General features: G+C 48.0%; 16 protein-coding genes. 4 read left to right on the top strand and 12 right to left on the bottom strand.

What is annotated here, in order from left to right; genetic code table 11:
* The first annotated feature begins 6 nt into the window (after nt 1–6).
* Together AYO36_RS09265 and AYO36_RS09270 are read left to right on the top strand one after the other, a co-directional pair.
* Nucleotides 7–861 carry an aldo/keto reductase gene (locus AYO36_RS09265; RefSeq protein ID WP_064300239.1) on the top strand — a complete coding sequence of 285 codons (855 nt, stop codon included), beginning with the start codon at nt 7–9 and terminating at the stop codon, nt 859–861.
* A 67-nt stretch (nt 862–928) separates the two neighbouring features.
* Nucleotides 929–1,588: a type 1 glutamine amidotransferase domain-containing protein gene (locus tag AYO36_RS09270; protein WP_023467672.1), complete on the top strand. Its 660-nt coding sequence runs from the start codon at nt 929–931 to the stop codon at nt 1,586–1,588.
* A gap of 63 nt (nt 1,589–1,651) precedes the next feature.
* Here AYO36_RS09270 and AYO36_RS09275 read toward each other — a convergent pair whose 3' ends face one another.
* From AYO36_RS09275 to AYO36_RS09325, 11 genes are all read right to left on the bottom strand, one after another.
* A complete protein-coding gene (locus AYO36_RS09275; protein WP_064300240.1) occupies nt 1,652–2,269 on the bottom strand; it encodes a hypothetical protein in 618 nt (205 codons plus the stop codon).
* An 80-nt stretch (nt 2,270–2,349) separates the two neighbouring features.
* Nucleotides 2,350–2,886, bottom strand: a complete 537-nt coding sequence (locus AYO36_RS09280; protein WP_023467670.1) for a PadR family transcriptional regulator — start codon at nt 2,884–2,886, stop codon at nt 2,350–2,352.
* A 162-nt stretch (nt 2,887–3,048) separates the two neighbouring features.
* Complete coding sequence (locus AYO36_RS09285) at nt 3,049–3,633, bottom strand: NUDIX hydrolase (protein WP_064300241.1); 585 nt, start codon at nt 3,631–3,633, stop codon at nt 3,049–3,051.
* Nucleotides 3,630–4,211 carry a CDP-alcohol phosphatidyltransferase family protein gene (locus AYO36_RS09290; RefSeq protein ID WP_023467668.1) on the bottom strand — a complete coding sequence of 194 codons (582 nt, stop codon included), beginning with the start codon at nt 4,209–4,211 and terminating at the stop codon, nt 3,630–3,632. The genes AYO36_RS09285 and AYO36_RS09290 overlap by 4 nt, the downstream gene beginning before the upstream one ends.
* 1 nt (nt 4,212) lies before the next feature.
* Nucleotides 4,213–5,100 carry an ABC transporter ATP-binding protein gene (locus AYO36_RS09295; RefSeq protein WP_064300242.1) on the bottom strand — a complete coding sequence of 296 codons (888 nt, stop codon included), beginning with the start codon at nt 5,098–5,100 and terminating at the stop codon, nt 4,213–4,215.
* Nucleotides 5,072–5,821, bottom strand: a complete 750-nt coding sequence (locus AYO36_RS09300) for an ABC transporter permease subunit (protein ID WP_231884695.1) — start codon at nt 5,819–5,821, stop codon at nt 5,072–5,074. The genes AYO36_RS09295 and AYO36_RS09300 overlap by 29 nt, the downstream gene beginning before the upstream one ends.
* Nucleotides 5,818–6,576, bottom strand: coding sequence for an ABC transporter permease family protein (locus AYO36_RS09305; protein WP_064300243.1), 759 nt, complete (start codon nt 6,574–6,576; stop codon nt 5,818–5,820). The genes AYO36_RS09300 and AYO36_RS09305 overlap by 4 nt, the downstream gene beginning before the upstream one ends.
* Nucleotides 6,563–7,759, bottom strand: coding sequence for an ABC transporter substrate-binding protein (locus AYO36_RS09310; RefSeq protein ID WP_064300244.1), 1,197 nt, complete (start codon nt 7,757–7,759; stop codon nt 6,563–6,565). The genes AYO36_RS09305 and AYO36_RS09310 overlap by 14 nt, the downstream gene beginning before the upstream one ends.
* Nucleotides 7,760–7,778: 19 nt before the next feature.
* Nucleotides 7,779–8,537, bottom strand: coding sequence for an SDR family NAD(P)-dependent oxidoreductase (locus tag AYO36_RS09315; protein WP_064300245.1), 759 nt, complete (start codon nt 8,535–8,537; stop codon nt 7,779–7,781).
* Nucleotides 8,537–9,508: an MBL fold metallo-hydrolase gene (locus AYO36_RS09320; RefSeq protein WP_064300246.1), complete on the bottom strand. Its 972-nt coding sequence runs from the start codon at nt 9,506–9,508 to the stop codon at nt 8,537–8,539. Before AYO36_RS09320 ends, AYO36_RS09315 begins: the two co-directional genes overlap by 1 nt.
* 173 nt (nt 9,509–9,681) lie before the next feature.
* Complete coding sequence (locus AYO36_RS09325; protein WP_064300247.1) at nt 9,682–11,121, bottom strand: NADP-dependent glyceraldehyde-3-phosphate dehydrogenase; 1,440 nt, start codon at nt 11,119–11,121, stop codon at nt 9,682–9,684.
* A 218-nt stretch (nt 11,122–11,339) separates the two neighbouring features.
* Between AYO36_RS09325 and AYO36_RS09330 the strand changes: the two genes are divergently transcribed.
* Complete coding sequence (locus AYO36_RS09330) at nt 11,340–12,218, top strand: chemotaxis protein CheV (protein ID WP_023467660.1); 879 nt, start codon at nt 11,340–11,342, stop codon at nt 12,216–12,218.
* A 46-nt stretch (nt 12,219–12,264) separates the two neighbouring features.
* On the opposite strand, the gene AYO36_RS09335 is transcribed toward AYO36_RS09330, so the two are convergent.
* The gene (locus AYO36_RS09335; protein WP_064300248.1) at nt 12,265–12,633 is read right to left on the bottom strand and encodes an Hpt domain-containing protein; all 369 of its coding nucleotides are present in this window, start codon (nt 12,631–12,633) and stop codon (nt 12,265–12,267) included.
* Between the two features lie 122 nt (nt 12,634–12,755).
* On the opposite strand from AYO36_RS09335, the gene AYO36_RS09340 reads away from it, so the two are divergent.
* The gene (locus AYO36_RS09340) at nt 12,756–13,691 is read left to right on the top strand and encodes a magnesium transporter CorA family protein (RefSeq protein WP_023467658.1); all 936 of its coding nucleotides are present in this window, start codon (nt 12,756–12,758) and stop codon (nt 13,689–13,691) included.
* Nucleotides 13,692–13,761: the final 70 nt, after the last annotated feature.

The raw sequence follows: 13,761 nt of genomic DNA on the forward strand, positions 1-13,761 counted from the left end.
TTGAACATGTCATTAGGATTAGGTACGATGACGATCTTAAAGCGCGGCCAGGAGGAAGCAACAGCAATCCTGCGGACGGCACTTGATGCTGGAATCACGCACTTCGATACAGCGGACGTCTATGCGAACGGAGCGGTCGAATCCATCATCGGTCAAACCTTCTCACAAGAGGATCGCAGTCGATTGTTCCTCGCCTCAAAAGGTGGGAATCGGATGAACGCGACCGGAACCGGTTGGACATGGGATCCGAGTTATGACTATCTGAAGCAAGCTTGTCTTGAAAGTTTGAATCGTCTTGAAACACCTTATCTCGACCTGTATTACGTCCACGGCGGCACGATCGATGATGACATCGATGCGTCGATCCGCGCAATGGAAGATTTAAAAGCAGATGGGAAGATCAAGGAATATGGTCTGTCGTCACTGCGCCCGAATGTCATCGAATATTGGCTCGAGCATAGTAATTTCTCTTACTTGATGACGCCTTATTCGTTGCTCGATCGCCGCATCGAAGAGTTGTTGCCACGCTTAAAAGAGAAAAACATCCAAGTCGTTGCCCGTGGTCCACTGGCAAAAGGACTCTTGACACATGAGAGTGCTTCACGCCTGCAGTCGGTTGATCGGTTCGAACAATTCGATAAGGAAACGCTTGAGGCGAGTCTACAAAAACTTCAAGATTTCCCGCTTCCTGCGCTTGCGTTGCAAGCCATCGATCAACAGGTCGACATCGTCCTTCCTGGTGCGTCGAGCGTGTCACAGCTTCAGGCAAACGTCCAAGCGATGAAAGAGTCGATCTCACAAGCTCAAATCGACCAGGCACTTGCTACACTACCGGTTCATCACTATACGGAACACCGGTGAGGTTTAACTCTTCATATCTCCGGGAAACTCCTTCTTTGTAACGTTCATACAGAGGAGGAGTTTTATTATGGCTCGTATTTTAATCGTATCAACAAGTGCAGATGACATGAATGGTCACAAAACAGGATTATGGTTCGAAGAGTTCGCAGCACCATACAACCTGTTTAAGGATGCAGGACATGACGTGACGGTCACTTCGATCAAAGGTGGCGACGTCCCGATCGATAAAGCATCGATCGTCAAAGAAATCTTGCCGAAATTCCAAGATGCACGCCGTGCGTTGCACGACACGAAAGCACTCTCGGAAGTCGATCCAGCATCATTTGATGCCGTTTACTTCCCAGGTGGTCACGGTGCAGTCGTCGACTTCCCGAATAACCCACAAGTGGCTGGTGCCATTGAAGCTGTCATCAAAAAAGATGGCGTCGTCGCATCAGTCTGTCACGGTCCAGCGGCCTTCGCGCACGTCATGATCGATGGCAAACCTTTCGTATCAGGTCGTCAAATCAACGGCTTCACAGACGAAGAAGAAAAATCGACAGGTCTCGAAGATAAAGTACCATTCTTGCTTGAGACGACACTTCGTGGTGAAGGCGCCACTTTCCTGACATCGGATGCTGGTAAGGAATTCGCAGTCATCGACGGCAACGTCGTCACAGGACAAAACCCGGCTTCAAGTGAAGCAGTCGCAAAACTAGTCCTCGCGAAACTGGCGACACAAGCGTAATAGATAGTATTCACACAAAATGGAGCGCGCGACATCATGTCGCATGCTCCATTTTTTCATACGTTATAGACGGTGAATTGAATCCAATCGTTCGAGATTTGCTTCTGTCTCACGTGTTTTTTGTTCGAGTCGCTTTAACTCGTCCTCGAGTTGTTGCTGTTGGGCTTGCAATGCAGATCGTTCTTCCTCCGTATAGGAACGTGCTACTTCTTTTTCTTTGAGGTACCACCATTTTTTGACTTTTTTAGGTGGCGGTCCGAGTTCAATCTGTTGCTCGTGTTGTTTGACCTCATCTATTTGTTCAGCATGCGCCAATTGAAGCTGCTTCAATTCCGCCTCATAAGTAGCTTGTCTAGCTTCAAGAATTGGTGTGAGGTACGCGAGGATATGCGCAGTAAAGTCTCGCTCGACGACCCGTCGTAACACATCTCGCCGAAGCGAAGCTTCCGAATGACTAAAGGCATTCTCCCAAACGATTGAATCTGCCCGTTCTAGAATCTCCTCTTCTTCTGCTTCTCCGAGCCAACGTAGTTTCAGTAACAATGGTTCAAGGAGTGCCTCTTCTACATACGCCGTAAATTGTGAATACGAGGTCGCTTCTCGTATCAACCGTTCTTCATGTAAGTGAAATAAGGATTCCGCCTCTTCCTCAATCCAGTCTTCATAGTCATTAAAGTACATCGATTCTCTCCTTACTAAATCCTATTACAAAATAAAACTGGCTCGAATCCGCCATCTACATGACAGTCGAGCCAATTTGGTTAGACGTTCGCTTCGTTCTTTTTGATTTCCGCGATTGCCCAGTCACACCAATCCAAGTAATTCAACATCATACGCAAGCCGTACTCACTCGTCAAGGTCTCCCCTAGTGTTGCACCGTTCTCGAGGTGGTCGTGACGCCAACTATGCATCATCTCGACGGCAAATTGATGGTGCCGCTTCGACTCTTCCAAATAAGCAACGGCTTCCTCTGGTGGGAGCAGATGCAAGAGCGACACCCGCATCAAGTTCTCATCCTTCATCTTCGGTTTGAATTCATTCGGTGTCCGTAACCATTCAACGAGCTCTGTCCGTCCTTTATCGGTGATGGAATAGACTTTCTTGTCCGGCAAGTCTTCTTGGACGATATGGACACTTGTCACGAGCTCTGCCTCTTCCATCTTTAACAACTCTCGGTATATTTGAGTATGATGTGCGGTCCAGAAGTGGATCATTTGTTTTTTAAAAGTCGCGCTTAAATCGTAACCGGTCGCTTCCCCTTGGGTCAGCAGCCCGAGTAGTGCAAATCGTAATGCCACTGGCTGCACCTTCTTTCCTTCTTTTGTATATATACTTAATTATCTCAAATATATCTTAATTTCGCTACTCTTGCGTCGAACGAATGTACGATTAAAAAAAGACCTGCGAGCGAAATCACATTCGATCGTAGGTCTTCATGCGTTATTGCTTTTCCATTCGTTCTATTTACGTAATTGCTCGATTCCCTGTCGGACATGTCTCCAGTAAGAAAAAGGATGTGGAACGAATTGACGACGATCGAACCATTCGCCTGTCGTGTCCTGAATGCGCTCGATGGACATGTCCGCGATTCGTTCAAACTGCTCGATTGAAAAAGCAATCAATCGCTTCACTTCTGTTTCCTGGAGGACGTATGCGTCTATCGCTTGATCACTTCGAGCAAGAAAGACATGGCATCGCTCACAGTCCCAGAGCGACGCATCCCGAAACTCCTCTTCCTGGATGCCAAGCGGTATCAATTGATCAAAGGTACATGTCAAACCAATCTCTTCCTCGAGTTCCCGGACACCATCCTCGACTGTCTCATCCGCAAGCAAGTGACCCGCTGCCGTGATATCAAGCATTCCTGGAAAGTCCTTCTTTTGTTCAGACCGTTGCTGGAGCAACACGACGTCCCGCTTTGGATCATAGACGAAACAATGAAACGTTTCATGCCACAAGCCGTTTGCGTGGACTTCTGATCGTGGACGAGGTCCGAGCAGGTTGCCCGCTCGATCCACGGTCATGATCATCTCTTGTTCACTCATCGCAACACCTTCGAAGCTTGATGGAATCGTTCCCCGACCGTATAGAGTTCAGCAATCAAGAAGACAATTGCGATCCAAATGATAGCGCTTGGGAACAGGATCATCGCTGTTAGGAATAAGAACCCTTCCGTCCGCTCGACGAGTCCCGGTTGATATTGAAACGACTTGTAGCCGTAATTTTCACTGACCGCTCCGATTGCAAGGAACATCGTCATCCCAATGACGAATGATGCGACGAGCAACAGAATAACGACCTGCGTTTCCGGAAACCGAAGCGCAAGACCAATCAATACTGACAGCTCGACGATCCGGTCGAGAACAAGGTCAAGAATCGTGCCGATTGGAGTCGTCTTTTCTTTTCGTGCCATCGTTCCATCGATGACATCAAGCATGCCCGAGATCCACAACAAGACAATCGCCGTTCCCATCATGTCGTTATAGACGAAAAAGCCCGTCGCACCACCGATGATGCCGGAGATGATCGTCACCTGTGTCGCCGATAATCCAATTTTCTTAAATAAGGTCGCCCCTTGATCAAACAGGGGTTGAACGATTTTACGCGCACGCGTATCTAACATGTCACCCCTCCTTTCTAACGATATAGCCTTCTTTCTCATGAATCGTCTCGTCTGAAGAGAGCACGAGTCGTTCTCCGGATGCTCGTTCGACTTCGTAGAATCGAACACCGTATTGAATGAGTTCTTTCGTAATCGTAACACGTTCATCCGTCTCCTTCGTCGGTCTTGAGACCAAGTTGACTGCCGTCAACGGATGCCATGTTTCTTCAATTTGAATGCCTTCGCCAAAAAACGGGCTAGTCTGGCTCAGCGTAATCGGTGTACCATGATCGACGATTCGCCCCTGTTCTAAGACATAGACGATATCCGCCATCGCCATTGCCTCTTCCCGATCGTGTGTGACAAGGAGTGTCGTGACACCTTGTTCCTCGGTCAACTTCCGAATCAATGTCCGTAGTTCCCGTCGTCTCGGTACATCTAGACTCGAGAACGGTTCATCGAGCAACAAGAAGTCCGGTTGACTCGCCAGCGCACGAGCTAAACTTGCCCGCTGCTGTTCGCCCCCTGACAGTTCGTGAACAGCACTTTTTCCTCTTCCCTCGAGTCCGACGCGATGTAACCAGGATTCGAGCTCGATCGGTGTTAATTGTTTGGCACCGAGACGGATGTTCTGTTCGACGTTCAAATGTGGGAACAACAGCGACCGTTGAAACATCATCGTCACACCTCGCTGATTCGGTGAAAGAACAGTCACATCTCGGTCACCGAACTGAATCACTCCACTCGTCACACGTTCGAGACCCGCAATCAGGCGGAGAAGCGTCGTTTTCCCACTACCACTCGGTCCAACTAAAGCCACACATTGTCCAGATGCGATATTTAAATCGATATCAGACAACACATGCTTCGTTCCAAATCGTTTATTGACTTGTTGTATCGTGACTTCCATTTAAACGCCTCCGTACGATTCGTATCCAACTAGAAAAAATAACGGCTTGTCCAGCATAAAAGAGAATGGGCAACCCGATCAACCAGAGTGTCGCTAGACGCGCCGCCCCTTGCGAATTACCAGAATACGCCGGGAATACTTCGAGTGATATCATGCGGACGATCCCACCACCAATCAACGCAACGAGTGCATACTGACTGATCGTGATCACCGTGACGAGTAGCGTCACGGATTGTAACGTCGAACGAAGCATCGGTCCCGTCAAATAGAACCAACGCTTGAACCGGTTCCCCTCAATCAAGACCATCTGTTCAAGCATCCGTTCTCCGAGCGCCTGAAATCCGTTCGTGTACAAGCGAACCGTATACGGCAAGGTCGGCAGAAGCAACACGAGCAGGACACCAAAAAATCGATCTGCCAAACCAAGACGGATCCATGTCAAATAGAGACCGAATGATAGCAATAACACGGGAACGAACAGCGGCAAACTAATCAAGAACTCTGCTATACGAATCCGTTTCCCCGTTTGAAAGGCAATCGCTTTTCCTGCCATGTATCCGAAGAGATGATTTAACAATACGACGGCACAAATCATCGCGACGGTCGTGCCGAGCGTCGCTTCTAGGCGCGGATTCCAATTCCACTCTCCTGGAATCAAACCAACTAAAGGAACGATGAACAGGAGTACAACGAATACGGTCACACTGATTTTTTTCATCATTCGCTTCGCCCCCTACTGATCTTCGTTGCCAGTGGGCGTGTCAAACCAGTCATAAGCAATAGCAGGAGGAAGAGTCCTCCCGTCAAGACGACACTCATTGCAAAAGCGAGTGGTTGCTCCGATAAATCGCCTTGTGTATACAAATCGAACGCATAGACGCCAAGTAATTTTGGATAGGTCACGCCGAGCAGTGCTGGAATCTCATATGCGAACAGGATGAAGGCAAGCAAGATAAATGCTGCCTCAAGCATCGGAACGAGTAGGAAGACGCCCCGCGCATGCCAGAATCGGCGCACTGGTGATAAACCGAGCATCATACCGAGTTCTTGATAACGCGAATCAAGACGCCGGACCACCGGTAAGAGATAAAAAAACACGAACGGAATTTCTTTATACAGATACGTCAGGATGACACTAAAATAATTCCCTTCATGCGGTCCGATGACAGGCACATCACTCAAATAGAGGATCGCGAGGTAAGCCGCTCCTAGATGAGGGATGAATAAAGGAATCGCAAGTAACGCGGCTAGTCGTGTTCTGCTCAAGAGCCTTGCGAGCACCACGCCGATGATCAGCGCGAGCACCGTACTGACGATGGCCACGTAACTGCTGACGGCTAGACTCTCTAAAAAGACCTCATCCGTCAGTAGCTCGCGGTAATCAGCAGATGTCGTCATCGAGATACTGACCCATAACCCGTATAAGACCATACCTGCCATCAAGAGTGCAGCAGGATACGCGTTACCGCGCCACACGAGACGGCCATTCCTTACGGATCATCTCGAAAATGGATGGGTCGAGTTCCGTTCGGACCTTTCCTTCAAAGACGCTTGGCTTTGGTGTCGACGGTGCAGCCGGTACATCAGCGAATTGTTTTTGTTCTGATGAATCAAGTGTCGATAAATCAAGACTCGTTCCGTCTCCCCAATACGTCGCATCGTACTTTTTCAACTGTGCTTCAGGTGATAACAACGTATTGATCGCAACGAGTGCGCCCTTCGGATTCGGTGCGTTGAACGGTACGGAAAGGAAATGCGTCGACGCGATTGATCCATCCTTCAAGACGATCGGACGTGTTTGTTTCGGAAACGTTCCTGACTTCACTTCTTGTTCAGCCCGTCGTTCGTTGAAGCCCATCGTGAAATCAACGTCTCCCTTCGCGTATAACTGATCGAGTTGGGCAAGTGTCTTTGGATAGGTCTTCCCTTTTTTCCAGAGATACGGTTTGATTTCGTTCAAATAAGCCCATGTCTTCTTGAAGTCTGCTTTCGGGTCTTTTAAGGTTTCATTCGATTCGACACCATACATGACGTGGCGGACGAAGGCATTCCCCGTAAAGTCCGTCACTTCCGGATAAGTGAAACGTCCTGGATTTTCCTTGACCCATGACTTCAGTGCTTTCAAGTCGGTTGGTGGCGACTTCACGTCAGCTGCGTCATAGTGCAACGTATATTGAACTTTCCCCCATGCGGCTTCAAGTCTGTCTGTTTTCGTACCACTATCTGAACTCTGTGCGGCAGCATCAACATATTTCATGTTCGGGAGGACTTTTGTGATTTCTCCATACAGTAAATCATCTTTTTTAGCATTTAAAAAATTATCGCCATTGATCCAGACGACATCGATGACACCTTTTTCCTTACCTGCCTGTTTCTCAGCACGCAGTTTTTGAATGATATCCGCCGTCTCGATCGGGACCCGTTCTAACGTGATGTTGTGTTCCTTCTTCAGACGCGGTGCTACGTATTCATCGATGTAGGCATTGATGCCGTCATCGCCGCCCCACATATACATCCGAACCGTTGACTTTTCCGCTTCTTTTTCGATCGTCTGATAAGAAGTCCCTAAGACATTCTTCGGTTCCGGTGTCGCATCCGGTGTTCCACAGCCTGCGAGCAGCGTACCTAGGGCAAGAAAGCTGATTACCTTTGTTTTCATTTGTCGTTCTCCTCCGTCATCACTTTTTATCGAAGCCCGGTTTTCCTAACCACTCGATCAACCGTGGCATCACGCCGTACCCTTTTGCCGATAGCTCCATCCACCATGGTGCATTGACTTCACGTTTACGCCGCTCTATTGCTCGGACGACAGTCGAAGCTAGTCGTTCTTTCGATAGGACGATAGAAGCGACATTTTGCTCATACTTCCGGTCGACATCCGCACGGACAAAAAATTCTGTCGCGATCGGTCCTGGATTGACCGTCATGACGTGGATGCCTTTTGGACGTAACTCCAGACGTAACGCGTTCGAAAACTGCAACATCGCAGCTTTCGTCATGCAATAGATCGTTGATTTCGGTGTCGGCAACTTCCCCGCCTGACTGGCCACGTTGACGATCATGCCACCTTCTTTGAGTAATGGCAGACATGCCTTCGTTAAGCGAACGGGACTTAAGACGTTGATCCGGTGCATCGACTCAATCGTTTCAATCGAGGTATCGTCTAAGAAGCTGAATTCCCCGAAACCTGCGTTATTAATCAAAATATCAATCCGTCCATAACGATTTGCGAGTGTTTTTGCAAGAATTTCAGGCGCCTTTTCCAAATCGTAGACCAGGTAGTCTGCCTGGAGTTCAAATGCTAACGTTTGTAATCGATCCTCGCGTCGTGCAATTAAAATCAAGTTTGCGCCTTCTTTATGCAAGGCTCGTGCCAACGCTTCGCCGAGTCCACTCGAAGCACCCGTGATGACGATCGTCCGATTGATGAGTTGCATTAGACTTCCTCCGTTTTTGAATAGTAGAGGATGCCTTCGCGCTTCTCAACTTGAATTGTTTTACGCGCGACGAGTGTGTCGAGCCGTGCTTTCATCTCACTCATGACGAGCGGGAATGATTTTTTTAATCGGTTTCCATACGTCACTTGTGCTAATTCGAATAACGTATGTTCTCCCGTAAAATACTTCAAGAGCTGATCACCACGCGCCTTGCGTTGCATCAATCGTTCTTCGACGAGCGCCGCGACATCCCGAATCGGAGCACCATGACCGGTATACGCGATTCGAATTTGTTCACCTTGTAGTTTTTCTAAGGAGTTCAGGTACGCAAGGACAGGACGTTTTACGAGCACATCATCACCTGGTTGCGGTTGTTCGAGCAATGGATTCGGCTCGACCCGGTCGAGCAGGTGATCAGCCGCGAACAACACACCATCGTCACTTAGTATTCCGATTTGGTCACTTGCATGCCCCGGTAGTTCGATGACCCGGTATCGCCCAGACGGCGTAATCGCGTCGCCTTCTTTTAATGTAAAATCAAGTTGACCTTTTCCAAGCCATTTCAAGGCAGATTGATAGCTTGGTAACATCTCTTGAATCGCTAGCGGAACGCCAAACGATGTCGCCAATCGACGCAAGAATGCGTCCCCGTTGTTCAAGAAGGTCTCGTCTTGTTCCAAGTATGGGCGTAATCGCGCATGTCCATAGACGGGAATGCCTTTCTCTGAAAAGCGATGTGCCATCCCAGCATGATCCGCATGATGATGTGTCACGATGACACGATCTAAATCCTCGACCTGAAGTTCATGTCGCGCAAGCGTCCGTTGCATCGTTTGCCATGCTTCAAGCGTATCCGGTCCACAATCAATGAGAATGTTTTCCCCTTCCGTACGTAGTACATAGCAGTTCACGTCTCCAACCGGAAATGGTGTCGGAATCGGAATCGGGATGATTTCGTCTGATACAGTCATACCTACACGCCTCTTTTCTCTCGTCCATTTTCTTTCATTATAGAGAGAATGAAGCTATAGCGCCAAACTTTGTGCGTCAAAGGGTGACATTTGTTTTCTAGCTTACGTTAAAGCGCGAGAAATGGATGCACAAAAAACCGACCTTTCCGCAGATTGAAAGGTCGGTCAGAAACTTATTTTAAGTTGAGGACTGTTAATTTGTCGCGTGTCATCGAAGCTAAGCTACGTCCGACGCCTTGAACGCCGAGACCCGATGATTTCACACCGATGAATGGGAAGTGGTCAGGACCACGTTCAGTCCGACCATTGATTTGAACAGAACCTGTTTCAAGCGCATCCGCTACTGCAAACGCAGCATCGATATTCTCTGTGAAGACACTTGCTTGAAGACCGTATTCTGATTCGTTTGAGTATGCAATCATTTCGTCGACCGAGTTGACACGGATGATTGGAAGAACTGGTCCGAACGGCTCTTCCCAAGCAACGCGCATGTCGCGTGTCACGTTGTCAAGAAGTGTTGGTTCGATCAAGTTCGCCGTACGTCCGCCACCTGTGACCATCGTTGCGCCTTTGTCTGTTGCGTCCGTGATCAAGCCTTCGACGAAGTCCGCTGATTTCGTATCGATGAGCGGCACGACGACGCTGTCTTGTTCAGGTGAACCGACTGTCAATTTCGCGATTCGTGTCTTGAGTTCTTCAATGAGTGCATCCGCTTGATGATCAAGAACGAAGACGCGTTTGATTGCTGTACAACGTTGACCTGAGTAAGAGAACGCCCCACTGATGATATGATCTGCCGCAAGTGACAGATTCGCATCTTCAAGAACGAGTGCTGGGTCTTTTCCACCAAGTTCAAGGACAAGTGGAATCATTGCCGATTGACGCGACAAATGTTGTCCTGTGCCTGTACCACCTGTGAATGTGATCATGTTGATACCCGGGTGAGCCGTCAAGTAATCACCGATGACCGATCCACGACCTGTGACGATGTTGACGAGTCCAGCTGGAAGACCTGCTGCGACGAGTGCTTCGACCATCAAGATGCCGCTGATCGAACCTTGTGTTGCTGGTTTGAAGACGACGGCGTTTCCTGTCATGAGGGCAGGTGCGAGTTTCGCCGCTGCCAAGTTGACTGGGTAGTTGAACGGTGAAATCGCAAGCACGACGCCGAGTGGTGCTTTTTTGATGACCGCGATTTTTTTCGCGCTACCACCAGGGAACGAATCCCCTTGCATCATCTGACCGTCGAAACGGAGACCTTCTTCCGCTGTGTAGCGAATGATTTCAGCTGTCCGTTTGACCTCTTTGACGCCATCTGCACGCCCTTTACCGACTTCGCGCATGATGACTTCACCGATTTCGTCCGCACGTTTTTCGAGTTCCTTTGCCCAAGCGTGAAGCAATTCAGCCCGTTTATTCGCTGGTTGTTTTGCCCACTCTGCTTGTGCCGCTTTCGCTGAAGCGATGGCACGATCGACTTCCGGTTTTGTCATCGCTTGGACGCGACCGACAAGATCCTCTTTATATGGTGAAGAGATTTCAATCGTCTCTTTTGATTCACTTTCATGCCATTGTCCATCTAGTAAAAATGTGTAGGTTGTTGCTGTAGTCATTCCACTCTACCTCCATTTATTTTTATCTCTCTCATTTCAGTGTGTGGCTGCATAGCTTATTGTAATCAATTGGTCTGACAAATGCCAAACTTTTTGCTTAACATATTATGAAAGCGATTACAACACTTTTTTTGTCAATTCAGAACTAGAATTTTTAGCATAGCATGCCGATAACTAGTCAGAAGTGAAGTGAAGGTAATGGAAAGGGGCACAACCATATGTATAATCAGCACGATATTTTATTAGAAGCCGGCACGAACGAACTCGAGATCGTCATCTTCCATTGCGGACCATACACGTTTGGAATCAACGTCATGAAGGTTCGGGAAATCATCGTTCCGCTCCCGATGACACCACTCCCAGGTACACCGGACGCTGTCAAAGGATTGATTGAACTGCGTGGCGAAGTCATGACAGTCATCGATTTGCCGACGGTCATTGGTGTTCCACACGATGAAGCAACCGAGGATCGATTGATCATCTGTGAATTTAATGGGGAAAAAAGCGTCCTGCGTGTCGATTCCGTGACGGAAATCCGTCGTATCTCATGGGAACAGATCGATACACCAAACGAACTCGCTCGTGGCATCGAAGGACTGACGAACGGTGTCGTCAAAACGGGCGACAAGATGATCATCTTGCTCGACTATGAAAAAATCGCACTTGAGCTCTCACGCAAGGATATCTTCGCCCGAGAAGAAGGACGTCGCGTCCAGTCCCGTGACCGGTCCGACAAAGTCATCTGGATCGCCGAAGACTCGGAAATGCTCCGGACATTGATCATCGAAACACTTGAGGAAGCCGGTTACCATGGTCTGAAATGGTTCATCAACGGTAAGGAAGCTTTTGATGCGTTTGAGAATGGAAGCAACTGTGACCTTTTGATCACTGATATCGAGATGCCGAAGATGGATGGACTACACTTGACGAAACGACTCCGTGAAGATGATCGTTATGCGGAATTGCCAATCATCGTCTTCTCTTCCTTGATTTCCGACGATTTACGCCATAAAGGTGAATCCGTTGGTGTCAATGCACAAATCACGAAACCGGAAATCGGTCGTTTGATCGAAACGGTCGATTCATACGTCTTATAAGAAAAAAAGCCGACAGCATGTCGGCTTTTTTGATCTATTCGATTACTCAACGCAGGGCGTCAATATTTTTTCCAGTAAACACATCGAGCCAGACGACACGGAATTCCACCATGCATTGCTCAATCCGATCGACGATTTCTTGTGTTCCGGTCATTGAACCAGATTCTGCTTCTTTTTCAAGCAGTTCGAAATCATCAGCTAAATCATCAGCGGCAACGGAATAGGAAGCACCTTTTAGCAAGTGAGCGAGCTTTTCAGTTTGCTCAGCATCTTGCTTGGCGACGGCATCTTTTAGTTCAGGAAACTTTCGATCGAACTGCGCGATATACGTTTCTCCGATTTTTTGAAGGAACGCGTGATCCCCACCCGCGATCGATTGAAGTTCTTCGAGCTTCTTAGCATTAAAAAAAGGCATGTCTTCCCCTCCTCTGTTTTCATCTTATCACTAATCTTCGTAAAAAAAAATCGGAGAATCATTTACACGCCATCGTTTCTATTTCTATAATGAGACAGTGAAGAGCAGGAGGGATAGACAATATGTTGACGATTTATCGAAGCGATGTCACCGGGGCAGTCAACGAGATACAGGAGTTCACGAAGGGTTCCTGGATCCATCTTGTCAATCCGACAAAGGACGAAGCCGACCAAGTCATCGCTGCTACGAATATTCCAGAGGATTTCATTTATGACCCTTTGGACGTGGAAGAAAAACCACGTTTTGAAAAAGATGAAGAAGGTCTACTGATGATCGTCGACGTTCCCTACATCGAAGAAGAATCATCAGGACGCCGTTATAATACGATTCCGCTCGGTATCATCGTGACATCCCGTCATTTCATCACCGTTTGTTCGCAACAGCTCGATGTCCTGACGTTATTCTCGAGTGGTAAGTTGCGAGGATTCCGGACGAATTACCGATCGCGCTTCGTATTCCAGATTCTCTATAAAGTCAGTTCCTCGTATTTACGTTTCCTACGCCAAATCGATCGTCGTATGGACGAACTTGAGGAAGAACTTCAACGTTCGATGCGAAATCAAGAAATCTTTCAATTGATGAACCTTCAAAAATCATTGGTCTATTTCATGACGTCCTTGAAATCGAACGATGGTGTGCTCGACCGAATCATTAAGACACCGAGTCTTGAGAAACATGAAGATGATGAAGATTTACTCGAAGACGTCTTCGTCGAACACCGACAAGCGATGGAGATGGCTCAAATCTATAAGGACATCATCAGTTCGACGATGGATACGTTTGGTTCTGTCATCTCGAACAACGTCAACTTCGTCATGAAGTTCCTTGCCTCGATTACGATTGTCATCTCGATTCCGACGATGATTTCCGGGATGTTCGGGATGAACGTTCACGTTCCATGGGAAGGAGAAGTCATCGGATTCTGGATTGTTTTCGGTATGATGATCTTCTTCTCTGGTCTTGCCGCCTTCATCTTATGGCGGAGAAGGTTCTTTTAGTCCAAGTAGATTCAGAGCTTGTATGACTCAAAAAAGACTCAGCGACGGTGCTTCCGTCGCTGAGTCTTTT

The sequence above is a fragment of the Exiguobacterium sp. KKBO11 genome, assembly GCF_001644945.1.
Lineage (GTDB): Bacteria > Bacillota > Bacilli > Exiguobacteriales > Exiguobacteriaceae > Exiguobacterium_A > Exiguobacterium_A abrahamii.